This is a genomic window from Stenotrophomonas acidaminiphila, from assembly GCF_014109845.1.
GTDB classification, from domain to species: domain Bacteria; phylum Pseudomonadota; class Gammaproteobacteria; order Xanthomonadales; family Xanthomonadaceae; genus Stenotrophomonas; species Stenotrophomonas acidaminiphila.
Window position 1 is genome coordinate 129,932 of sequence record NZ_CP043567.1, and the last position, 22,117, is coordinate 152,048.

The 22,117-nt window shown below is 65.0% G+C and carries 22 protein-coding genes and 1 pseudogene; 13 read left to right on the top strand and 10 right to left on the bottom strand.

The window, feature by feature from the left end:
• Positions 1-41: 41 nt before the first annotated feature.
• The 5 genes from F0P95_RS00805 (at position 42) to F0P95_RS00825 (ending at position 4,817) form a co-directional block, all read left to right on the top strand.
• The gene (locus F0P95_RS00805; RefSeq protein WP_182335335.1) at positions 42-2,210 is read left to right on the top strand and encodes a TonB-dependent siderophore receptor; all 2,169 of its coding nucleotides are present in this window, start codon (positions 42-44) and stop codon (positions 2,208-2,210) included.
• Entirely contained in the window at positions 2,207-2,797 is a 591-nt protein-coding gene (gene pnuC, locus F0P95_RS00810; protein ID WP_182335336.1) for a nicotinamide riboside transporter PnuC, read from the top strand. Before F0P95_RS00805 ends, pnuC begins: the two co-directional genes overlap by 4 nt.
• 270 nt (positions 2,798-3,067) lie before the next feature.
• Positions 3,068-3,799 carry a hypothetical protein gene (locus F0P95_RS00815; RefSeq protein ID WP_232528720.1) on the top strand — a complete coding sequence of 244 codons (732 nt, stop codon included), beginning with the start codon at positions 3,068-3,070 and terminating at the stop codon, positions 3,797-3,799.
• A gap of 58 nt (positions 3,800-3,857) precedes the next feature.
• Positions 3,858-4,316: a hypothetical protein gene (locus F0P95_RS17440; protein ID WP_182335337.1), complete on the top strand. Its 459-nt coding sequence runs from the start codon at positions 3,858-3,860 to the stop codon at positions 4,314-4,316.
• A 291-nt stretch (positions 4,317-4,607) separates the two neighbouring features.
• Positions 4,608-4,817 carry a hypothetical protein gene (locus F0P95_RS00825; protein WP_182335338.1) on the top strand — a complete coding sequence of 70 codons (210 nt, stop codon included), beginning with the start codon at positions 4,608-4,610 and terminating at the stop codon, positions 4,815-4,817.
• A 67-nt stretch (positions 4,818-4,884) separates the two neighbouring features.
• On the opposite strand, the gene F0P95_RS00830 is transcribed toward F0P95_RS00825, so the two are convergent.
• The 8 genes and pseudogenes from F0P95_RS00830 to aceE form a co-directional block, all read right to left on the bottom strand.
• Positions 4,885-6,165 carry a restriction endonuclease gene (locus F0P95_RS00830; RefSeq protein ID WP_232528721.1) on the bottom strand — a complete coding sequence of 427 codons (1,281 nt, stop codon included), beginning with the start codon at positions 6,163-6,165 and terminating at the stop codon, positions 4,885-4,887.
• Between the two features lie 247 nt (positions 6,166-6,412).
• Positions 6,413-7,366 (bottom strand): hypothetical protein, encoded by a 954-nt coding sequence (locus F0P95_RS00835; protein WP_182335339.1) that lies wholly within the window; start codon positions 7,364-7,366, stop codon positions 6,413-6,415.
• Positions 7,367-7,560: 194 nt separating this feature from the next.
• Positions 7,561-7,780: pseudogene (locus tag F0P95_RS17715) on the bottom strand (SymE family type I addiction module toxin).
• Between the two features lie 989 nt (positions 7,781-8,769).
• Positions 8,770-9,126, bottom strand: coding sequence for a SymE family type I addiction module toxin (locus F0P95_RS00845; protein ID WP_182335340.1), 357 nt, complete (start codon positions 9,124-9,126; stop codon positions 8,770-8,772).
• Positions 9,123-9,395, bottom strand: coding sequence for an XAC0095 family protein (locus F0P95_RS00850; protein ID WP_182335341.1), 273 nt, complete (start codon positions 9,393-9,395; stop codon positions 9,123-9,125). Before F0P95_RS00850 ends, F0P95_RS00845 begins: the two co-directional genes overlap by 4 nt.
• A gap of 454 nt (positions 9,396-9,849) precedes the next feature.
• Positions 9,850-10,593 carry an HNH endonuclease gene (locus F0P95_RS00855; protein ID WP_182335342.1) on the bottom strand — a complete coding sequence of 248 codons (744 nt, stop codon included), beginning with the start codon at positions 10,591-10,593 and terminating at the stop codon, positions 9,850-9,852.
• A complete protein-coding gene (locus F0P95_RS00860) occupies positions 10,562-11,878 on the bottom strand; it encodes an ATP-binding protein (protein ID WP_182335343.1) in 1,317 nt (438 codons plus the stop codon). The genes F0P95_RS00855 and F0P95_RS00860 overlap by 32 nt, the downstream gene beginning before the upstream one ends.
• A 167-nt stretch (positions 11,879-12,045) precedes the next feature.
• Positions 12,046-14,733, bottom strand: coding sequence for a pyruvate dehydrogenase (acetyl-transferring), homodimeric type (aceE, locus tag F0P95_RS00865; RefSeq protein WP_182335344.1), 2,688 nt, complete (start codon positions 14,731-14,733; stop codon positions 12,046-12,048).
• Positions 14,734-15,166: 433 nt separating this feature from the next.
• Between aceE and F0P95_RS00870 the strand changes: the two genes are divergently transcribed.
• From F0P95_RS00870 to F0P95_RS00885, 4 genes are all read left to right on the top strand, one after another.
• The gene (locus F0P95_RS00870) at positions 15,167-15,676 is read left to right on the top strand and encodes a PadR family transcriptional regulator (RefSeq protein ID WP_056932842.1); all 510 of its coding nucleotides are present in this window, start codon (positions 15,167-15,169) and stop codon (positions 15,674-15,676) included.
• A gap of 24 nt (positions 15,677-15,700) precedes the next feature.
• Positions 15,701-16,492 carry a siderophore-interacting protein gene (locus tag F0P95_RS00875; protein ID WP_182335345.1) on the top strand — a complete coding sequence of 264 codons (792 nt, stop codon included), beginning with the start codon at positions 15,701-15,703 and terminating at the stop codon, positions 16,490-16,492.
• Positions 16,493-16,562: 70 nt separating this feature from the next.
• Entirely contained in the window at positions 16,563-16,874 is a 312-nt protein-coding gene (locus F0P95_RS00880; RefSeq protein WP_182335346.1) for an I78 family peptidase inhibitor, read from the top strand.
• Between the two features lie 117 nt (positions 16,875-16,991).
• Positions 16,992-17,393, top strand: coding sequence for a hypothetical protein (locus F0P95_RS00885; protein ID WP_182335347.1), 402 nt, complete (start codon positions 16,992-16,994; stop codon positions 17,391-17,393).
• Positions 17,394-17,502: 109 nt separating this feature from the next.
• Here F0P95_RS00885 and F0P95_RS00890 read toward each other — a convergent pair whose 3' ends face one another.
• Both F0P95_RS00890 and F0P95_RS00895 read right to left on the bottom strand, forming a co-directional pair.
• The gene (locus tag F0P95_RS00890; RefSeq protein WP_082595147.1) at positions 17,503-18,192 is read right to left on the bottom strand and encodes a YceI family protein; all 690 of its coding nucleotides are present in this window, start codon (positions 18,190-18,192) and stop codon (positions 17,503-17,505) included.
• Positions 18,193-18,278: 86 nt separating this feature from the next.
• Positions 18,279-18,869 (bottom strand): malonic semialdehyde reductase, encoded by a 591-nt coding sequence (locus F0P95_RS00895; protein WP_056932846.1) that lies wholly within the window; start codon positions 18,867-18,869, stop codon positions 18,279-18,281.
• 130 nt (positions 18,870-18,999) lie between these two features.
• On the opposite strand from F0P95_RS00895, the gene F0P95_RS00900 reads away from it, so the two are divergent.
• From F0P95_RS00900 to F0P95_RS00915, 4 genes are all read left to right on the top strand, one after another.
• Positions 19,000-19,974 (top strand): mitochondrial fission ELM1 family protein, encoded by a 975-nt coding sequence (locus F0P95_RS00900; RefSeq protein ID WP_056932847.1) that lies wholly within the window; start codon positions 19,000-19,002, stop codon positions 19,972-19,974.
• A 36-nt stretch (positions 19,975-20,010) separates the two neighbouring features.
• On the top strand, positions 20,011-20,859 hold the full coding sequence (locus F0P95_RS00905) for a DUF2145 domain-containing protein (protein WP_182335348.1): 849 nt from the start codon (positions 20,011-20,013) through the stop codon (positions 20,857-20,859).
• A gap of 16 nt (positions 20,860-20,875) precedes the next feature.
• Entirely contained in the window at positions 20,876-21,394 is a 519-nt protein-coding gene (locus tag F0P95_RS00910; protein WP_182335349.1) for a hypothetical protein, read from the top strand.
• A 166-nt stretch (positions 21,395-21,560) separates the two neighbouring features.
• Complete coding sequence (locus F0P95_RS00915) at positions 21,561-22,115, top strand: queuosine precursor transporter (RefSeq protein WP_182212700.1); 555 nt, start codon at positions 21,561-21,563, stop codon at positions 22,113-22,115.
• Positions 22,116-22,117 lie beyond the last annotated feature (2 nt).

Consider the following 22,117-nt stretch of genomic DNA (forward strand, 5'->3'; position numbering starts at 1 on the left):
CGCCTTCGCTTCGTCTCCCCCTACGGCTGATGACGAAACGAATGAACCGCTGCCATACCCTTTCGCTGTTGACCGCCGCGCTGGCCGCGGCCCTGCCGCTGCACGCCCGTGCCCTGGACACCGCCGCCGACCGCTCGCCCACCGAGCTCGATGCCGTGCGCGTGCAGGCCAAGCAGCCCGGCGCCAGGGACACCCAGTCCAACAGCTTCGGCAGTGGCGACTGGAAGAACATCCCGGCCTCGATCAGCGTGCTGGACCGCGGGCTGCTCGACCGCCGCGTGGTGCGTACGTTGTCCGAACTGGCCGACAACGATGCCTCGCTGGGCGACAGCTATGCCCCGGTGGGCTACTACCAGAACATCGCCATCCGCGGCTTCGCGCTGGACACCGCCACCGGCTACCGCTTCAACGGCCTGAGCATCGCCGGCGAACAGCGGCTGGCGCTGGAGAACGTGCAGCAGGTTGAAATCCTCAAGGGCGAGGCCGGGCTGGCCGCCGGCGTGATCGCCCCGGGCGGCGTCATCAACTACGTGGGCAAGCGCCCGGCCGAGGTACGCAATGTCACCCTGGGCACCGACGCCGAAGGCTCGCGCTACGCCGCGGTGGACGTGGGCCACTGGCTGACGCCGCGCATCGGCGTGCGCTTCAATGCCGCCTGGGACGACAACCACTCCTACATCGACCATGCCGACGGCCGCCGCAACTTCTACGCGCTGGCCACCGACTGGCTGATCGGCGAGCGCGCCAAGCTCGAGGTGGACGCCAACTACCAGACCAGCGCGCAGCGCTCGGCCTCGGGCTACCAGCTGCTGGGCGCCAGCATGCTGCCGCAGCACGTGGACCGCACGCAGATGCTGGGCTACCAGCGCTGGCAGCAGCCGGTGGGCATCGACAGCACCAACCTCAGCGCACTGCACACCTACGACTTCAGCCCCGCATGGCAGTCGCGCGTGTCCGCCAGCCACAGCCGCTCGGTGATCGACGACAACGTCGCCTTCGCCTACGGCTGTTACTACGCCGAAGCCTGCTGGGACGGCAGCGTGCCGGGCAATTACTTCGCGCCCAACGGCGACTACGACATCTACGACTACCGCAGCCCCGACGACACCCGCCGCAACCAGCAGCTGCGCGCCGAACTGCGCGGCCGCTTCGCCACCGGCGCCGTCGGGCACCAGCTGGTGCTCGGCACCGACTACTTCCGCCGCTCGGTGGACAAGCGCCGCAACGTCAACGAATACGTCGGCACCGGCAACATCCACGACGACGCGGTGCCGCAGTTCGACCCCTCGCCGCTGCAGCCGGGCCCCTCGGTGCGGCGCGTGGACAGCCGCCAGAAGGCGCTGTTCGTGCTGGACCGCATGCAGCTGGCCGACGACTGGCAGTGGCTGGCCGGCGGCCGCTTCGTGCGCCTGGACGAGCGCGCCTGGGACAAGCGCGGCAACCCCGAGCGCGACAGCCGCGTCTCGCGCTTCCTGCCGCAGACCGCGCTGATCTGGAGCGCCAACGCGCAGCTCAACCTGTACGCCAGCTACGTACGCGGCATTGCCCTGGGCCAGGAGGCACCGTTCTGGACCAGCAACGAAGGCAGCTTCCTGCCGTCGGTGCTGTCGCGCCAGCTGGAAGTGGGCGCCAAGTACGCGCCCACCGATGCGTTGAGCCTGGGCGCGGCGCTGTTCCGCATCAGTCGGCCGTTCCAGTACGCCAAGCCGGACGCCAGCGACTACGGCTACACCTTCGTGCAGGAAGGCCAGCAGACCCACACCGGGCTGGAACTGAGCGCACGCGGGCGCATTGGCGACGCGCTGCAGCTCACCGCCAGCGCCAGCGTGCTGCGCGCGCGTGCGCGCGACACCGGCACGCCAGCCTACGAAGGCCACCCGCTGATCAACGTGCCCACCACCCGCGCCAGCGTGCATGCCGACTACGCACTGCCGTTCGTGCCCGGGCTGGGCGTCACCGGTGGCTGGCGCTACGCCTCGTCCAACGTCGCCACCGCCGACGGCCGCGTGCGCGCGCCTGCCTACAATGTGGTCGATGCCGGCCTGCGCTTCCGGCATGAACTGCACGGCCGCGCACTGGACTGGAACCTGAGCGTGGACAACGTGTTCAACCGCTTCTACTGGCGCGACACCGGCAGCAGCTCGGGCGACTACTACCTGTTCCCGGGTGCCCCGCGCCAGGCGCGGCTGACGGTGACCCTGGCGCTATGAGCCCGGCACTTCTGGAATGGTCCGCGGTCATCGCCAGCGCCCTGGGCGTGTGGCTGATGGCACAGCGGCGCATGCTGGCCTGGCCGGTGGGGCTGGTGTCGGTGGGCCTGTACGCGCTGGTGTTCTTCCAGGCGCGGCTGTACTCGGACATGCTGCTGCAGGGCGCGTTCGCCGCGTTCCTGGCCTACGGCTGGGCCACCTGGCACCGCCAGGACAAGCCCGACGGCCGCGTCGCCATCGCCCCGCTGGCCGCACGCACCGGCGCCCTCCACCTGGCCGTGGGCGTGGCCTTCGGCCTGGCCCTGGGCGCGGCCATGCACACCTGGACCAACGCCGCCCTGCCCTGGCTGGACGCCATGCTCGCCGCGCTCAGCCTGGTGGCGCAGTGGTGGCAGGCGCGCCGCCACACCGCCACCTGGTGGCTGTGGATCATTGTGGACGTGGTCTACGTGGGCATGTACGCGGTGAAATCGCTGCACGCCACCGCGGCGCTGTACCTGGTGTTCGTGGCGCTGGCAGCCAGCGGCCTGCAGGCGTGGAAGAAGGCGGCGCGGCAGGAAGGAACGCCCGGTGCCGCGCATTCGTGAGGGGGCGGCATCGCACGATTTATCATTCCAGAATCGTAAAGAAACCCAGGCGGGCGTTACCCGCTTACGCCTTTCCAAACAACCCGTTACACGGTTTCCGTTCCGAATTGATCGACCGGGAATCGTAAAGAAACCGGTCCATACCCAAGCCGTACCGACCCGCCCGCGGCAGCCTCATGCGCAACCGCGGGCGGGGCCAGCCCTGTGCAGACCTCGACCCACCAGGGGCAATCGGGCATGGTGTGGGGCAGCTTATGCCCCAGGAATCGTATGGATACCGTTCCCGCGCCAACAGCACCCAATACGCCCACCGCAACGGTGGCACCCACGGCCCATGCGGCGATTGCCCTGCAGGAAGTCAGCTTCCCCGCGCTCAACGCGGCACTGGATGACTATCTGGCGCGAACGGGTGGCACCAAAGCCGGCCCCTGGGAACGCTGGTCGCTGATCATCGGCATCGCCGGTGCCGGGCTGGCCATGTTGCTGGGCAGTGTTCTTTCAGGGAAGGCCGGGGTTATCGCCGCCCTGTCGGGCCTCGCCGTGGAAGTCTTGGGGCTTGGCACATCCACGTGCCTGCAGATACGTCGGGATTGGCGCCAGTTCTGGGACGCTCGCCGCGAACACGCGCGGGAGATCGAGGAGGGATATACGCAGTACCAGCAACTGGTCCAGCAGTTGCGCGCATTTCCACTAGAACAGCGCCGTCGGCGTCTGCGCTACGTACGTGACCGGCGAACCACGATGCACGAGCGCCTGGGCTTGTTCACCGGTGGAATGGAACGGCTGGGGATACTGCCGCTGCTCGTGGCGCTGTACCTGCAGTTCAAGGACTGGCGCTGGGGCAGCTGGAACGCGTTTGCCAACATCACCTTGGTGCAAGGCCTCCTGGCGTTCGCAATCTTCCTTGCCTACGCGCTCTCCTGGCACCTGATCAACCTCCGCGTCCGCGTGCAGGCCTACGAACTGCTCCTGGCCGAAGCCAACGCACAGGACGGCGAGTAGCCACAAATAGTGTTTCTTCGACTGTTGCGGTGCCCCTTTTGCGATGACAGGCAGGGACATGGCCAACACCACGAACCAACCAAAGCAGCTCGCCCTGTTACTGGCCCTGCTGTTCCTGCTGGCCTGGGCCCTGCCGGCGGCAGCGGCCGACGTCTGGGTGAACACCAGCACCGGCGTTTACCACTGCCCCGGCGGGCAATATTACGGTGCCACCAAACGCGGCCGCTTCATGTCCGAGCGCGAGGCAGCGCAGCATGGATACCGCGCCGCCTATGGCCGCACCTGCACACCCGGCGAGGCCGCAGCCGGCCGGCAGCAGGCCATCCAGCAGCTCACGCAATCGGCCACCCACGCCGCGCCCGCCACCACTACGCGCGTCTGGATCAATACCGGCTCGCATGTCTATCACTGCCCCGGCACGCGCTACTACGGCGCCACCAAACAAGGCCGGTACGCAACGGAGGCCGAAGCCGTCGCCAGCGGCAACCGGCCGGCGTATGGGGCGCGCTGCAATTGATGGGGAACAACGACAGCTCAGCCAGACGAAGCGCTGGATCGAACGCCACACCGCTTACGAGGTGGCCCACCTGCGCTGGATTGACCACGTCATCAGCAACAATGACACGCTCTTGGAAAGCCTCCGCATTTACCCCAACAGCATGGACCCACAGCTACGCATCACATGCACGGCATGGCCGCGCGGTGCTTCCGACATGCAACAGCAGATAGCGCCGGATAGCCGACGACTCGTCGCAGCCACCGAGATGACAACGGACACAATCGTCGCATCGCCACCAGGAAAACCGACATGAAATGCAACGTTGATCCGAATTGGCTGCAGGACTTTGATACCGCGTTGAAGCGTTACTTTCTGATTGATCATGCAGAAGCTGGCATGGGTGATACGGACTTAGCCCGCTATGCAGACCTTCGTCCGCACGACGCCGCTCTGCAGTACGGGGAAGACTACGATCTACAACGGGTAGACGTTGACTGGATGTCGCCGACGCAACTGTGATTCACCAGCCAATGCCCGCCACCTTTCGAAGGCGTGACTGCGGTTGCCTGATGAGCTGCCGCGGCTATTAATCCCAAAGCACTTCTTCGGGTCGCCGGCTGCTCACTTGGTCTTCGTACCCCGCATCTACATGCTCCAAGAACTGCTGATCGCTTGCGAAGCCGCCCGCAAGCCGCATCTTGGCGACTTCGCCAGCCAAGCTCGCGCCATTGAGCAAGATGACCGGGTACTGATCGTCATGGACCTCACGCTGCACAGCCTCGGAGAAGAACGAGGTCGTAACGTAAGCACCTACCCACCCGCGACGAAGCCTCGCCACGGTGCGGGCGATATGAACACCGCCGGTAGGCGTATCGACCTTTTCGCACTTGGCCTGTCCCAGCACCACTAGCTTCGTTCCCCAAGTGCCCTCGCCGATGTCGATACGGCCCACAAAGTCCAAGCCCCCATCCCCCGTTCCACGGGTTAGCCATCCTCGCCTATAGCCAGCGCCTGTACCGCGGACCATGGACTCACAAGCGAGACTAGCAAGCGCCTCGAATCGGTGCTTCTTCCCTTCATAGAAGCGATACACGGTGTCCAACGTTTTGCCGATTGTCGAGCTCGCCGGCATTACTTGGTCCTGCCTGCGCACAATGTGATAGCGCGCAACACGCCGCTTTATGCGCTCGATCTCCGGGCTTCCGTACTTCACCCATTGCTGCCAAGCCCTCGGCGCATAGGCGTTAGCAACCATTGCGTCATGTTTCGGATTGCGGCGGTCGCTGATCCAAAGCATCGGCAAGCTCTCGTCCTCCTTCGTTAAGGACAAGATCGCCAGGTCGAACAGATAGTTGGTAAAGAAGCCCCCGTTCTGTTCCGAGAACTGCGTAACCCGTTGAGCGCCGGTGATCAGCCCCAGCCCCGCAAATTCTTTGAACCCCTTACGCGAGGAGCGGAACAGGAGAATGGGCGCTGCACGCTCGCGCTTGGCACGGTCCGGCGATGTATGAAGATCGAACTGACGCAGCAATGTCCGGTTGCCCAGCGTCGTACCGGGGTCAACATCCGGCAGCTTGTTGTCGCCAAAGTACCTGGCGAAACCCTCGTCCGGCGCCAAGGTATCGTGCCACGGGTTCTCTGCCGAGCCGCGCTTGTGCTCATTACTAGAGAGCAAGATGACCGCGAGCCGCTCCCCGTCTACAGCGCGCGTGGCGCTAGGGGCGTTGATTCCCCGCTCCAGCTGCAGCGTAGGCTGCCCGGGGTCTGCGACGACGTAGTGGAAGTTAGGCAGCCCATCAATCACCGGCTCCTCGGGCAGCGTGGGGCGTGCATACCGGTACAGCTCCCCCATACGAAACCGCTTCATGACTTCCCCATTCGATTGCGAGCTACAGGGTAGCTAAATGATCTGAGCCTACCAAGTAGCTGGAACGGAATCCTACGGGAGGCACTAACGTAGACTGCAACTGGAGTGATCGTGACTAACGTCCTTGTCTCGATACAGCGCCATCAGCCTGCTGGTGATCCGCTCTGGGATGTTGCGCGCACATGCCTAGCATGTGCAAAGACTAGATCGCCACGCGCGTCAAGGTAAAAACAGGAGTATGCCCACTCTATTTCTTAGCGCGCCGAATCCTCTCAAATAGGTCAACCCCTTGCACATCCAGGTGATCCAGACTCCCCACCTCGAAATTAATGAACTTTCTGCCATCTCTCTCCTGCAGCTTTGGGGCGCCGCAGATAAAGACAACACATGGCTTTTTAGTATCAGAAAATCGAATGAGCCGCCTGGTATGCAGCTTCTTCATCTCCGATTCGGCCAGCACATTTTTCCAGATCATTGCGGAGGGAAAGATGGGATATTCCAACTCCTGACCATTGATTGCGTTGACCGATGTGCAAAACCTTATTCGATGACCCTTGGGGGTCGCATTAATCCACGCCTTGCTCCAATACACTCGTTTTTCGCCGGAGAGAGAGGGACGCTTCACAAAGAAGTTCTCGAACATCTCTCGGTAAGTCATCGGGCCCTGCGTACCTGCACTGACGATCAGCTTGCTATCAACATTGTCCCGACGGGCCTTCAACCAACGCGAAACCAGTCCGGCCAGCGAATAGAGCTCAGCACCCCGACTACGCTTGCCTCCACCTCCCCTATCCTCGTTGTGCCCACACCCCACCCCAATACCACCTGCCACCACGCGCTCACGGATTGCGAAGTGGCCCGCTGGGCGTGTTAGTAGAAATCGATCAGGGGCTGGTTGGCCAGCCTCAGATGCCTGCCCTACATCGCTACCTCTTCCTCTTGCTTCTTGTTCGAATAAATTCGGGCAGCCATTCATGTGGGGCATGCTGCCGGTTTGATTACGAAAATGTGGCACTTGCTTCAACTGAAGCTGCTCGGTATCCATGTTCGCGCAGGTATATCTTGCGGGGCAGCCGCTCTCATACTCCGAACAAAGGAACGCCCGCTTGTCAGTGATGACATTAGCCCAGTAAAGCTCGTAGGCACGCTCGGCGTTGACAACATCGTTGAATTGCTCGCTATATGCCAGTTCCGTTCCCATCTCAACCTCATAGCATGGCTCTACAACATATCGGCCTCCGTACAGCCAGCTTTAGTGTGCTTGCAAACCACTTCTACACTAAAGCTCCACACGCACACAGCGGATAGAACCTCTCTGCATAGCGTTGAGATATGCCTTTTGCTATCGGTTGCTAGGTCCGGGTCATCTTGGTTGAAAGCCACGCGCCCCCTAAGTTATGCCGGAAGCTCAATCACCAGCCCCCCCCTCTCCTGCGCGGTGATGCGCAGCTTGGCGCCGATGGCAAAGCCCCGCTGCTCCAGCCACAGGCCGCTCAGGCGCAGGTGTGGGACGGGTTGGTCGCCGCCGTGGGCGTGGGCGCCGGGGTAGTACGTGCCGCTCGCGGGGCTGGCGTGGGCAACGCGGCATGCTCAGGTGGCCATGTGGTGCGCTGATGGAGAATGGACAGCGCGCCGATCGCCGGCGGTTTCTGGCTGTTCCGGGCAGGAGCAGGCCTTTATCAGCGCCGAACGTCCCACCCCTTTCCGTTCCACCCGATGGTTCCTTCTACACGCCTTGACGGACTGTTCGCGCTGTCATTCCCTTGCGGGACACGCCCCGCAAACCGGACGCCGCGCGATGTAGCCGAAATGGAGTCGATCATCTGCGGGAACGCGTTCGAAGTGAGCGTTGGCAGGGAATAGTCTGGATGGATGAGCAGCGCTGCATTTGCTCCTTGCCGTATGCCCAGAACTATCGACCTCCAACTTCTGGAACCGCCGGAACAGCCCACGTCGAGCGTGACCAAGGCTATGTACCTCACCCCAGGCTCTTCCTTCCAACGCACTATGTTGTTTGGATTGAACGAGACGTTGCAGCCGATTGAGCTAGCGTACGAAAGCACGGTGCCAGGTAGGCGCTCGAATGCTCTAGCCTCGATGGCTTCCCACTCACGAAATTCATGCGCTGTCTGCGCCCATGCAAGCAGCGGGCTGCAAAGCAGAGCCATGAAAGCGATGTAGCGCAACCGCATTGCCGCCTCCGTCTCTCAAACGCCAAGCATTCTTCTTCTGTGCCTCCGAGGGCGCCTTTGCATTTGGCTGCCGTGACCGGGCTTACGTGCGTTCCCGGCCAGAACAACGCATCTGCTTCAGGTAACGGCCGCCAACGAAACCCGTGCCATTGGAAGCATCATTACGCAAAACGGAGCTTTCGAGATAGCACCTTCTGCAGTAAGGCGCGATATTCAAGCGTTGGCTGTAGCGGGTTTCAGTTGCTATATCGCCGCCCACCGGGTCTCGTAATCCGGAAAGGTCCACCTGGGGCCCAGCCTACCGGCGGCGGCATTCCTTGTGCGGACAAGACCGTCAGTTGACCGCCCATGGCTCACCGATCCACGTGGTCAGGTGGATCGGCGGCGCCCCTCCACCCCGGCACACCGCTGATCACGCCGGCAACTCGATCACCAGGCGTCCCGCCTGCGCGGTGATGCGCAGCTTGGCGCCGATGGCAAAGCCCAGCTGCTCCAGCCACAGGCCGCTCAGGCGCAGGTGCGGGACGGGCTGGTCGCCGCCGTGGCCGTGGGCGCCGGGGTAGTACGTGCAGCTGACGGTGCACTGGCGGGGCTGGCGTGGGCGGCGGGGTGCGCTCAGGCGGCCGCGGCGGGTGGGGAGCGGATCGAGTTGGAGGTCGGGCGGCGGCAGGGGCGGCAAGGCATCGAGTAGCGTTTGGGCCAGGGTGCGTGTATCGCGGCGGGCCGGGCGCTTGGCGCGCGAGGTGGCGGGGGCGCGGCGGCGGCTCATGGTGACTCCTGCGCGTCGCGCGCGGACTGGGCGTCGCCGCTGCATTCGCGCAGGGCGACGTTGATGCGCAGGGACAGGCTGCGCAGGCATTGCGCCAGCACGCCGGGCTGGCACAGCAGGTGCGCGGTGAGATCGTGGTTGCCCTGCTCGGTGGCCGCCAGTGCGGCCAGCCGCTGCATGACGTCGCCCACTTCAAGCAGCAGGGCGTGCGCGCCCTCGGGCAACAGGTAGCCCGGCATGGGGGCCGGCGGGGATGGTGCGGTGTACATGGCAACGCCCTCCTGGAATACGCCAAGTACCGCCGCCCGAAGGCGACGGGATGTCGGGAGGTTCGAAACCGCACAGAGTCGGCGGGCGTATTTCCCCGAAGGGTGTTGTATTAGCCGCCCTCCCGACGCAGGCATCGCGTCGGCTTGCGCCCGCAGGATTGGGCACAAAAAACCCACCGGTTTGACGGAGGTGGGTACCGCTCTGTGAGGAGTTTCGACGCTCCTTGGGGGCGAGATTGCTACCAATTCAATGTCGTGTCAACACCACAGTACACAAAATTCGTGTGGGAATTTACCTACATTCCTCATTACCCGCCCGGCCACCAACCCCTCGCACCAACCCGGAAATTAGTTGCAGTCGGGAAAACACCATCAAATAGATGCCCAGCCTAGAGCAAAGAAAAATGATCAACATTCACTTATTAAGTCCCGTCCGCACACATAGAGCCAATCATCAAATCACCTCCATCTCAATCCTGGCCACTGCAACTCTAGCCTTGTCAGACCCTCTATACGCAAGATCTCGCAATAACTGGATAGCGCGTTGTTTTCTTGCTCTTTGTTTATAAGAGCCGACCTTAGTTATGACCTTGACAACTTCAGCACGATCTCTCGATGCAAAGTGATCCGAAAGACGCGCAGCATTTAACTTATCTATACCACACATCTCAATAGTCTTACCCCCCTTATCCGTAGTCTTTCTTATGCGGGAAAATTCATCCAACTCAAAATGATCAGCCCATTCGTCCAACTGTGGATGAACAAGAATATACGCGCCCGAATCCATAGGCACATTCACCACCCCCGCAACATCAAGTCCTTCAATCAGTACCGGCTTAGCGGACTTTGACCCATTACAAGGACCACACGCCGCCCCAAGATTATTGAGCGACAGCATAAAATCCGGACGATCTCGGCGTGAAATAACGTGATCCAAATAGATAGACGCCCCGTGATTCGGCAACTCGATAGAGCAATAGCAACAGCGTCGCGACTGACAATTATAGAAGTGCCCCTTAAGAGCCTTTTTAATTGACTTCAAGTCATCAGCAAGGTGCGGCGGCGGATCTGACCAATGATTCCCCTCCACAAGCCCCTCAACCACGCGGCGGTATATCACCACAGGGACACCCACATCGTTATCGCTAGGCACATATGCAATAGTTCTATTCATCATCCGACACCAATCTTTTTGCATCTCTAATGAGCTTTATATCCTCAGGACTTTCAAGAAAGGTATGCTCTAAAGCATTCAACCTATCCAGAGCATCCTCCTTCGAACACCCTGATTCCTGGTCCAGCGAAATGATCCTCATCAGCTCATCAGCAAGATATAAGCTGGAGGGAACCGGGGAATCGAAGACATCCACAAGAACCCCCTCTACGGATTTTGCCATCCTATTTATTGACTGCCCGCCTCCTTTCGCGCGCAGAGAAATCACCTCACATCCATGATTCAGAAATCCCTGCGTAATAAGTGGCGAATGTGTTGCAATTAATACATGACAACCGCCAACCAGCTTCAGCAACTCCATAAGGTGGCCAGCATAATCAATTTGCCACCGAGGATGCAGGCTTAGTTCCGGCTCATCAATAAGAATAATGGATTCATTTCTAACAGTTCCCGCCAAGCCAAGCATTGAGCAAAGAAACTGCTGCTCACCAGAGCTGGTCGAGGTAATACCCAACGCCTCACCACTCTTTCTAAACACCCGCACCTCATTAACATCCACCATTTTCAATCGCCGCAGAACTGATAATGCTTGGAACCTGGCAAATGCCAAAGAAGACCCAACTGCATCCCTGCCAAAATCCACTAAAACTTCTCGACTAGATTCCCCAATAGTCGACAATGAAACGTCTATAACCTCAAATACTTCCCGCCAGCCATCCAGATCAATCTGCCTTCGCAACTCCGATAACGCCCGCTTGCCTTCACCCGAACGAACCACCTCCTGAGCAAAGCGCTCACCTCTTCGCATCGCTTTTAGAAACCTTGAGGCTGCTGGATAAAATCTAAAATTAATTGCGCATCGCTCAAGAAATCCGACCGCAGAGAGAAAGCGGAAAAAATGATTAGCGCGCTCTTCGCTTTGACTTACACCGAGGATAGCTCGCTCAAGAACCTCGACAGCAACTCTACTTGATCTAAATGGCTTGCTTTTTGTAATCCCCAAAGAAATATAAAAAGAAAGATCATCCAATCCATCTCGATAAGAGCTTGCCACTCCCCCTTCGCGACCATGCCCTTCCGAGAAGCGAGAAAAAGGACTAAATGTTTGACAGATCAATCTCGACACAACACCGCTAATTCCATTCGGGAAGTAGCTATCGGATCGAATGTTTTCGGCAATCGCACAAAGAATATCCGTCTTGCCCGCACCATTTGGCCCAGTTATTACAGACACCACATTTCCGTCAATGCTAGCCCCGCCAAATTCAAACTGCCCCTTGCGGACACCCACACTCTTAACAGCAACCATCACGCCCCCTATAAAAAACGCTACAAAACTAACTAGGCGCAGACCTACGGCGCAAATTCACAATGCCGAGGCGACCCATCTTGAAACTAGCATCACAGCAGACATATCGTCTATAAACAAAAAGGGCGGCCAATGGCCGCCCTTTCTTTGCATTTAATACTAAATCATCAAACCCCGACAGGATTCGCCTTCTCCGGATCAATGTTGTACTGCTTGATCGCCCGGGCCACGTCCTTCGCGGTCATCTTGCCGTCCTTCGCCAGCGCGGCGATGGCGGCGTGGGCGATGTAGTAGCGGTCCACTTCGAAGAAGCGGCGCAGGTTGGCGCGGGTGTCGGAGCGGCCGAAGCCGTCGGTGCCCAGTACCGAGTAGGTCATCGGCACGAAGGCGCGGATCTGGTCGGCGTAGGCACGCACGTAGTCCGTTGCGGCGATGGCCGGGCCCTGGCGGCCTTCCAGCAGCTGGGTGACGTAGGCCTTGCGCGGTTCGGCTTCCGGGTGGAGGCGGTTCCAGCGTTCGACGTCGAAGCCGTCGCGGCGCAGCTCGTTGAAGCTGGGGCAGGACCAGATGTCGGCGGTGACGCCGAAGTCCTTGTCCAGCAGTTCGGCCGCGGCGATGGCTTCGCGCAGGATGGTGCCGCTGCCCAGCAGCTGCACGCGCAGTTCGCCCTTCTTGGGCTTGCCGGCGTCGGTGAGCAGGTACATGCCCTTGATGATGCCGTCGGCTGCACCTTCCGGCATGGCCGGGTGGGTGTAGTTTTCGTTCATCAGGGTGATGTAGTAGTACTCGTCGACCTGGTCTTCCATCATGGCCTTGGTGCCATGCTGCAGGATCACCGTGACTTCGTAGCCGAAGGTGGGGTCGTAGCTGCGCACGTTGGGAATGCCGCCGGCCACGATGTGGCTGAAGCCGTCCTCGTGCTGCAGGCCTTCGCCGTTGAGCGTGGTGCGGCCGGCGGTGCCGCCCAGCAGGAAGCCGCGGGTACGCATGTCCGCCGCCTGCCACGCAAGGTCGCCCACGCGCTGGAAGCCGAACATCGAGTAGTAGATGTAGAACGGCAGCATGGGCACGTTGCTGACCGAGTAGCTGGTTCCGGCGGCCATCCACGAGGCGATGGCGCCCGGCTCGCTGATGCCCTGCTGCAGCACCTGGCCGCTTTGGTCTTCGCGGTAGTACATGAGCTGGTCGGCATCCACCGGCTTGTACTTCTGGCCGTACGGGGCGTAGATGCCGATCTGGCGGAACAGGCCTTCCATGCCGAAGGTGCGGGCTTCGTCGGCGACGATGGGGACCAGGCGCGGGCCGAGTTCCTTGTCGCGCAGGCTGATGTTCAGCGTCTGCACGAAGGCCATGGTGGTGGAATAGGTGCGCTCGCCCGAATCCTTGAGCAGGCGCTCGTAGGTTTCCAGCTTGGGCGCGTTGAACGACTTGTCGGCCTTGCGGCGGCGCTGCGGCAGGTAGCCGCCCAGCGCGGCGCGGCGCTCCTGCAGGTACCGCACTTCCGGCGAATCCGGGCCTGGGTGGTAGAACGGCACCTGGCCGTCCTTGAGCTGTTCGTCGGTGACCGGGATGTTGAAGCGGTCGCGGAAGTGGCGCACCGCTTCGTCGTCCAGCTTCTTGGTCTGGTGGGTGGGGTTGAGCGCCTCGCCGGCGCTGCCCATGCCGTAGCCCTTGACCGTCTTGGCCAGGATGACGGTGGGCATGCCCTTGGTGTTCACCGCCTGGTGGTAGGCGGCGTACACCTTGTGCGGGTCATGGCCGCCGCGGTTCAGGCGCCAGATGTCGTCGTCGGACAGGCTGGCCACCATGGCGGCGGTTTCCGGGTACTTGCCGAAGAAATGCTCGCGCGTGTACGCGCCGCCGAAGGCCTTGCAGTTCTGGTATTCGCCGTCGACGGTTTCCATCATCAGCTTCTTGAGGACGCCGTTGGTGTCCTTGGCCAGAAGCGGATCCCAGTAGGAGCCCCACAGCAGCTTGATGACGTTCCAGCCGCCGCCGCGGAACACGCCTTCCAGTTCCTGGATGATCTTGCCGTTGCCGCGTACCGGGCCGTCCAGGCGCTGCAGGTTGCAGTTGACCACGAAGATCAGGTTGTCCAGGCCTTCGCGGCCGGCCAGGGCAATGGCGCCCAGGGTTTCGGGCTCGTCGCTTTCGCCGTCGCCGATGAAGCACCACACCTTGCGGTCGGACTTCTCGATCAGGCCGCGGTTTTCCAGGTAGCGCATGAACTGCGCCTGGTAGATGGCCGCCAGCGGGCCCAGGCCCATGGACACGGTGGGGGTCTGCCAGAAGTCCGGCATCAGCCACGGGTGCGGGTAGGACGACAGGCCGCCGCCGTCCACTTCCATGCGGAACTTGTCCAGCTGCTGCTCGCTGATGCGGCCTTCCAGGAAGGCGCGGGCGTAGATGCCCGGGGCGCTGTGGCCCTGGATGAACAGCAGGTCGCCAGGGTGGTTGTCACTGGGGGCACGCCAGAAGTGGTTGAAGCCCACGTCATACAGCGTGGCGCCGGAGGCGAAGGAGGCAATGTGGCCGCCCAGGTCGCCCGGCTTGCGGTTGGCGCGCACCACGGTGGCCATGGCGTTCCAGCGGATGATGGAACGGATGCGCCATTCCAGCTCGGCGTTGCCGGGGCTCTTGGCCTCCAGCTGCGGCTCGATGGTGTTGACGTATTCGGTGGTGGGGGAGAACGGCAGGAACGCGCCCGAACGACGGGTCAGCTCAACCATGCCTTCCAGCAACTGATGCGCGCGCTCGGGGCCCTCGACATCGATAACGGCCTTCAACGACTCGATCCACTCCTGGGTTTCCAGGGGGTTCGGGTCGTTGTGCAGCACTTCATTCAACCAGTTCATTGGCGCTCCCAGGTACGGCACGCACGCGCGCGCTTGTTCAGTAGTTTTGAGCCACAAAGTGTAGCGCACCCGCCCGCCTGCGAAGCTGGCTACGCCTGCGTATGGGCGTGCCGGCGGCGGTGTCTGGCGGACAACGCGCGACAGTGCGTTGGCCGTTGCCGGGACAGCGGCGGACAGCCGCGACGCCCCGCACTGGCTTGCCCGCATGCCCCGGCACCGGCGTTGGCAACGGCAGCGCGCGGCCACTGCGGCGCGTGGCGGCGGAACAGCGTGTCCCGTCGGCACGCCCTGCCGCGGGCATGCAGGCAAAGGGCAACACTGCCGCGGCGGCGGGTCAGCGCGACGACAGCGGCCCGGGCCGGGGCTGCGGCAGGTTTGCGCACGGGTAGTTTTCGATATATCGTCATTGGCTTGTTCGATATATCGAAAACCCATGCCTGCCGCCTCTTCCAGCCCCCGCCAGCACCCCACCGCCCGCGCGCTCGGCCGTGGCGACCTGCGCCTGCTGCTGTTGGCGCTGCTTGGGCAGGCGCCGCGCCACGGGTATGAGCTGATCCAGCAGGTGGGCGAGATGTTCATGCACATGTACGTGCCCAGCGCCGGCTCGGTGTACCCGCTGCTGGCCGATTTCGAAAAGCAGCGCTGGGTGGTGGCCGAGGCCGATGGCGGCCGCAGGCGCTACCGCATCACCGCAACCGGGCTGGCGCAGCTGGCGCTGCACGCGGCCGAGGTGGAGGCGGCGCAGCGGCGCGCCCGTGAGCGCGCGCGCGCCATGGCCAAGGCCAGCCTGCCGCCGCCGGTGCGCGCGGCCATGCAGCGGTTGAAGAAGGCGCTGGTGGCGCGCAACGGCCGCTGGCAGGACGCCGACGCCGCGCACGTGGCCGCGCTGCTGGACCAGGCGGCCGCACATGCGCACGGCGACGCGGCGAAAAACCGACTCTGACCCTACTTCTGACGAGCCATTCCCATGTCATTGCACGAAAACCGACGGATTTCCCTGACCCCGCGCTTCCGCCAGCTGCAGGTGCTGCGCAGTGAGCGGCTGACCCCGCACATGCAGCGCGTGGTGCTGGGCGGCGATGCCCTGGAAGGCTTCGACAGCCCGGGGCCGGATGACCACGTCAAGCTGTTCTTCCCCAATGCGCAGGGCGCGTTCGTGCTGCCGGAGCTGACCGCGCAGGGCCCACGCTACCCGGACGGGCTGGCGCCCTCGCCCAGCCGCGATTACACCCCGCGCCTGCACGATGCCGCGGCCGGTGAGCTGGTGCTGGATTTCGTGCTGCACGGCCACGGCGTGGCATCGGGCTGGGCGCTGCGTGCGCAGCCGGGCGATGCGCTGGTGGTGGCCGGGCCGCGCGGTTCCTACCAGGTGGCCGACGACTACGACGACTATGTGCTGATCGGCGACGAAACCGCGCTGCCGGCCATCGCCCGGCGCCTGGCGGAACTGCCGGAACACGCGCAGGCCGAGGTGCTGATCGAGATCCCCGAGGAGGCCGACCGGCAGCCGCTGCCCAGCGCCGCGCAGGTGCGCGTGTCGTGGCTGGAGCGCAATGGCGTGGACGCGGCCAGCAGCACCCTGCTGGAGGACGCGCTGGTGGATTTCGAAGTGCCCGACGGCGATGCGTACTACTGGATCGCGCTGGAATCGCGGCGCGCGCGGGCGATGCGGCAGTTCTTTGCCGAGTACCTGCAGGTGCCGGCGGACTGGATCCGCGCCACCGGGTACTGGAAGGCGCACCCCGGCGATGCCGACTGAGCCGCCCGCACCACGACGCCGCGGCAGGCGCCCGCTGCTATGCTGCGGGCAGTTGATCCGGTTGCCTGCCATGACCCCGCGCCCGCTGAACCTGCTGCTTGTTCCCGCCACCGCCGTGCTGCTCGCCGCCGGCCTGGGTGGCTGCCTGTCCACCCCCGGCCCGACCGTGGCCGGCGATGGCCGCTGCGATGCCTCGCAGCTGCAGTGGGCGGTGGGCCAGCCGGGCAACGAGGCCAACATGCGCCGGCTGGCGCGCGAGAGCGGCGCCGGGCTGGTGAATCCGATCGGCCCGGCCACCATCGTCAGCCGCGATATCCGCCAGGACCGGCTGCGGGTGTTCCTGGACGCGGACAACACCATCACCGCGGTGCGCTGCGAGTAAACGCCCCGCCGCACCACGAGCAACAAACGACAAGCGAGCAAAGGCCCGCCCCCGACGGGCCTTTTGCGCATGGGCGATGCGACAATCGCGCCCGGTCATGACGGAACAGGCGGCAACGTGGGCAAACTGACGATGGCGGTGATGGATACCCTGCAGGCACGCGTGGCCGACGATGGCCCGTGCGATGCGCTGCTGGCCGGGTTTGCGCAGCCGCAGGCGCTGCGCGCGCCGCTGCGGGCGCTGGTGCAGGCGCAGCAGCAGCTGCTGCAGGCCGAACACGAAGTGGCGCAGGTGGCCGACGTGCTGCGCCGCGACCAGAAGTACGCACCGGCCGGGCGGCCGTCGATCCATATCGTGCAGCTGCGCAAACAGCAGGCGGCGGCAAAGCAGGTGATGCTGATCGCGCGGCAGCGGCTGGCGCAGGTGGCGCAGACCTTCGTGCAGGCCAGCGGGCTGGCGCTGAAGCCCAGGCAGTCGCCGAGCGAGGCGGTGGTGGCGTGGCTGCAGGCGCTGCGCTGAGCCACCGGCGCACCACGGCGCGGCGCCGATGCGGCCGCGATGAAAAGCACAAGGCCCGCCATTGGCGGGCCTTGTGCGTGTTGCCGGCCGGGACGTGCCCGGTGGCGGCTTACTCGGCCTTCGGGATCGAGGCTTCGGTGGTGATGCGCACCTTGACCTCGTCGCTGACCGCCGGGGCGTAGGCGCCCACGCCGAAGTCGCTGCGCTTGAGGGTGGTGGTGGCGTCGAAGCCCACCGACGGCAGCTTCAGCATCGGGTGTTCGCCGGCGCCGTTGATGGTGACGTCCAGGGTGACCGGCTTGGTGGTGCCCTTGACGGTCAGGTCGCCGGTGACGGTGAGCTTGTTGGTGCCGGCGGCTTCGACCTTGGTGCTCTTGAAGGTGGCGGTCGGGAACTTGGCGGCGTCGAAGAAATCGGCGCTGCGCAGGTGTTCGTCGAACTTGGCGGTGAAGGCGTTCAGGCCCGACAGCGGCAGGGTCACTTCCACGCTGGACTTGCTGACGTCGGCGGCGTCGTAGACCAGGGTGCCGTCGGCGTTGCCGAAGTGCGCGCTCGGGTTGGAGAAGCCCATGTGGGTCCACTGTACCAGCACGTCGGTGTGGGTCGGGTCGAGCGTGTAGGTGCCGGAAGCGACCTGGATCGGGGCCACTTCAGGCGCGGCCGGGGCGGCGGCTTCGGCCGGGGCGGCAGCGGTGGTGTCGGCCGGGGCGGCCGGGGCAGCGGTGTCGGCCGGCTTGGAGCAGGCGGTGATGGCGGCGGCCAGGGCCAGCGGGAGCAGCAGCTTGGTGACGGTGGACATGGGTGTCTCCTGGGATGCGGGATGAGAAGGCGGGAGCGGTCTTTTCAGCATGCCGGCGCAGGCGTGACGGCGCCGGGGTGGAGCGGTCAAACGATACGCGCGGCTTCGTCGAAGGACAGGCGCGGCAGGCGCGGGAATACGCCGGACGGATCGCCATGGCCCAGGTTGACGAGGAAGTTGGACTTGATGGCGGTGCCGGCGAAGAAGGCGGCGTCGACCTTGGCGTTGTCGAAGCCGGACATCGGGCCGGCGTCGAGCCCCAGCGCGCGCGCGGCCATCATCAGGTAGGCGCCCTGCAGGCTGCCGTTGCGGAAGGCGGCCTCGTGGCGGCCTTCGCGCGGGCCGTCGAACCAGGACTTGGCGTCGGTGTGCGGGAACAGGTACGGCAGCTTTTCGTGGAAATCCTCGTCGTAACCGACGATCACCGTGACCGGCGCGGCCAGGGTCTTGGCCAGGTTGCCTTCGGACAGGGCCGGGGCGAGCTTCTGCTTGGCTTCGGCGGACTTGACGAACACGAAGCGCGCCGGCGTGGAGTTGGCCGCGGTCGGGCCCCACTTCAGCAGGTCGTACAGCGCGCGCAGCTGGCTGTCTTCGACCGGGCGGTCCTGGAAGGCATTCTGGGTGCGCGCGGTGCGGAACAGCTGGTCGAGCGCGGCATCGGCAAGAACATCAGACATGGAAACTCCGTGATGGATTGGCTACGGTCGTGGCCTTGTGCGGGCAAGCCCCGGACAATGCCACCGCAGCAGAGGGCGCAGTGTAGGGCGTCGCGACTGTTGCAACACCCGGCCTGACTGAAACGAATTAATGCCACACGCGAAACGATCGACGCTTCCCTGGACGATCACCGACGGCCGCGCCGGCAACGTGCGCCAGGCCGTGGCGTTGGCTTCGGCGCTGCGCCTGGGCGGCCAGCAGCGGCTGCAGCTGGAGCCGCGCGCGCCGTGGCGCTGGCTGGCGCCGCGCACCCTGCCCGGTGCCGCACGCGGGTTTGGGCCGACCTTCGAACAACTGGCCACCGGGCCGGCACCGGCGCTGGCGATCGGCTGCGGCCGCCAGGCGGCCGGCGCGCTGCGGGTGCTGGGCGGGCGTGGCACGCGCACGGTGCAGATCCTGGACCCGCGCATCAACGCCCGCCACTGGGACCTGGTGGTGGTGCCCGAGCATGACCGCCTGCGCGGCGGCAACGTGCTGACCCTGCTGGGCAGCCTGAACCCGGTGACCGACGACTGGCTGGCCTGCGGCCGCGCCGCGTTCGCCAGCTTCGAGCAGTTGCCCGGGCCGCGTACCGCGCTGCTGGTGGGCGGCCCCACCGACCATGCGCCGTGGCAGCAGGCGGAGATCGTGCCGGTGCTGCGCGAACTGGCCGCGCGCATCCGCGCCGAGGGTGGCAGCGTGCTGGCCACCACCTCGCGGCGCACGCCGCGGCCGGTGACCCAGGCACTGCTGCATGCGTTCGATGACGTGCCGGGGGTGATCTGGAGCGACGGCGGCGACGGCAGCAACCCGTATGCCGGCCTGCTGGGCTGGGCCGACCGGGTGGTGTGCACGCCCGATTCGGTGAACCTGCTGTCCGAGGCCTGCGCCACCCGGGTACCGGTGGGCGTGCTGCTGGGCCAGCGCGCGCAGGCGCGCATGCTGCGCTTCCAGCGCGCCCTGCGCGCGCGCGGGCGCCTGCTGGACGGGCTGGACGCGCTGCAGGCCGATCCGCTGCAGCCGATCGAACCGCTGCGCGAAACCCCGCGCATCGCCGCCGAGGTGAAGGCGCGGCTCGGCCTGTAACCCTTCTTTACGCCGCCCCTGCAAGGATGCGCCCCGATGATCCCCCACCTTCCCGCGCTGTTGGCCCTGTGCGTGGCCACGCTGGCACCGGCCGCGGCCGCACAGCCGCCGGCCTGCGCCCCGCGCTACCCGCCGCCCACTACGATGGCGGCGATGTTCGACATGGCCGCGCTCACCGCCGACACCCTGGATGCCCTGCCCGGGGTGGACGTGGCCATTGCCGCGCGCGGCGGCCAGGACCTGAGCCGGTATGGGCTGCGCCACAGCCACCTGGCGTTGCTGCGGCGCGACGCGGCCGGCCGCTGGGAAGTACTGCACCTGCTCAACCGCTGCCAGGGCGGTACTTCGGCGCTGTATCGCGAGGGGCTGGTGAACCTGGTGGGCGAAAGCGCCATCCGTACCGACCTGCGCGTGGGCATTCCCACCGCCGCGGTGCGCGCGGCGCTGGCGCCGTTGCTGGAGGGCGACGCCGCGCCGGCACGTGCCCTGCACCAGCCGCGCTACAGCATGCTGGCCTACCCCGGCAGCACCGACTACCAGAACTCCAACCAGTGGGGGCTGGAAGTGCTGGCCGCGGCGATGGCACGGGCCGGCGACGGCCGCGTGCTGGACGGGCGCAGCGCGACGCGCGACTGGCTGCAGCGCACCGACTACCGCCCCGCACGGCTGCACATCGGCCTGGGCAAGCGGCTGGGCGCGCGCCTGTTCGCCGACAACGTGGCGGTCACCGACCACCCGGCCAGCGAGCGCATTTCCGGCAACTACTCGGTGGTGACGGTCGAATCGGTGTTCGATTTCCTGCACCACCGTGGCGCGCTGGAGCGCGAGTTGAGCATTCCCCACCAAGGCGACGCGGCCCCCGCGCCCGCCCCTTCTTCCCCGTGACCCCAGGAACGCCCCCATGAAGCCCTTGTCCACCGCTGCCGCGCTGACCTTCGCCCTGGCCCTGCTGTTGCCCGGCGCCCCGGCACGCGCCGGCGACAACCTGAACACCTCCGACGTCTCGGTGCTGCTGGTCAGCGGCAGCGCGGTGATGGTGGTCTCCGGGCCGGTGTTCCTGTCGGCGGAGGGCATGAACCGCGCCAGCGAGCTGTCCAGGGGCAGCAACGCGCCCGGCGACGGCCGCCGCCGGATCAGCGCCGGGCCGCTGCCGGACATGCAGGTCAAGGAGATCGCGCAGACCGCCGACGGCGGCCGCAGCGTGACCCTGGTGGACCCGCGCGACCCGGCGAACAGCGCGCGCCTGCAGTGGCCGCAGCGCGAGGACAACCCGGCCGCCAACTTCGTGCCCGGCCAGACCGTGGCCTTCACCCCCAGCCCGCGCGGGAGCGGCTGGATGCTGCGCGCCGAGGACGGCGCGGTGCTGACCTTCGTGCCGACCATCGAGGCGGCCGACGACAGCCGCAGCACCACGCTGTAGGCCGGCGCCCGGCAACGGTAACGGCAACCGGTGAAGGGCGGTAAAGGCCGCGGCCGGTACAATGCCGGCCCGTTGTCGCCTGCCTGTTCCGGCACCGCCACCCACGTTTTCCCGCCCGCCGGCGGCCACGCCCCCTGGCGTTGCCGCCCGTTGCCCGTCTGCCGCCATGTCCCCGACGCCCCCGATCCGTTTCGCCCCGCTCACTCCCCTGTCGCTGCTGCTGGCCGTGCTGGCCATGGGCGCGGTGGTGCTGGGTTCGAACGTGCTGGTGCAGTACCCGATCAACGACTGGCTGACCTGGGGCGCCTTCAGCTACCCGGTGGCGTTCCTGGTGAGCAACCTGATCAACCGCCGCTTCGGCCCGCAGGCCGCGCGGCGCGTGGCCTGGGCCGGCTTCGCGGTGGCGGTGCTGCTGTCGGTATGGGTGGCCACGCCACGCATCGCGATCGCCTCGTGCATGGCCTTCATCTGCGCGCAGCTGCTGGACATCACCGTGTTCGACCGGCTGCGCCGCGGCAACTGGTGGCGCGCGCCGGCGGTGGCCACCAGCTGCAGTGCGACCCTGGACACGGCGATCTTCTGGACCATCGCCTTCGCCGGCGCGCCGCTGCCGTGGGTGAGCTGGGCGGTGGGCGACTGGCTGGTCAAGCTGGGCATCGGCCTGTGCCTGCTGGTGCCGTTCCGCGCGCTGCTGTGGAAGATGGCCCCGGCGCGGATGTAGCG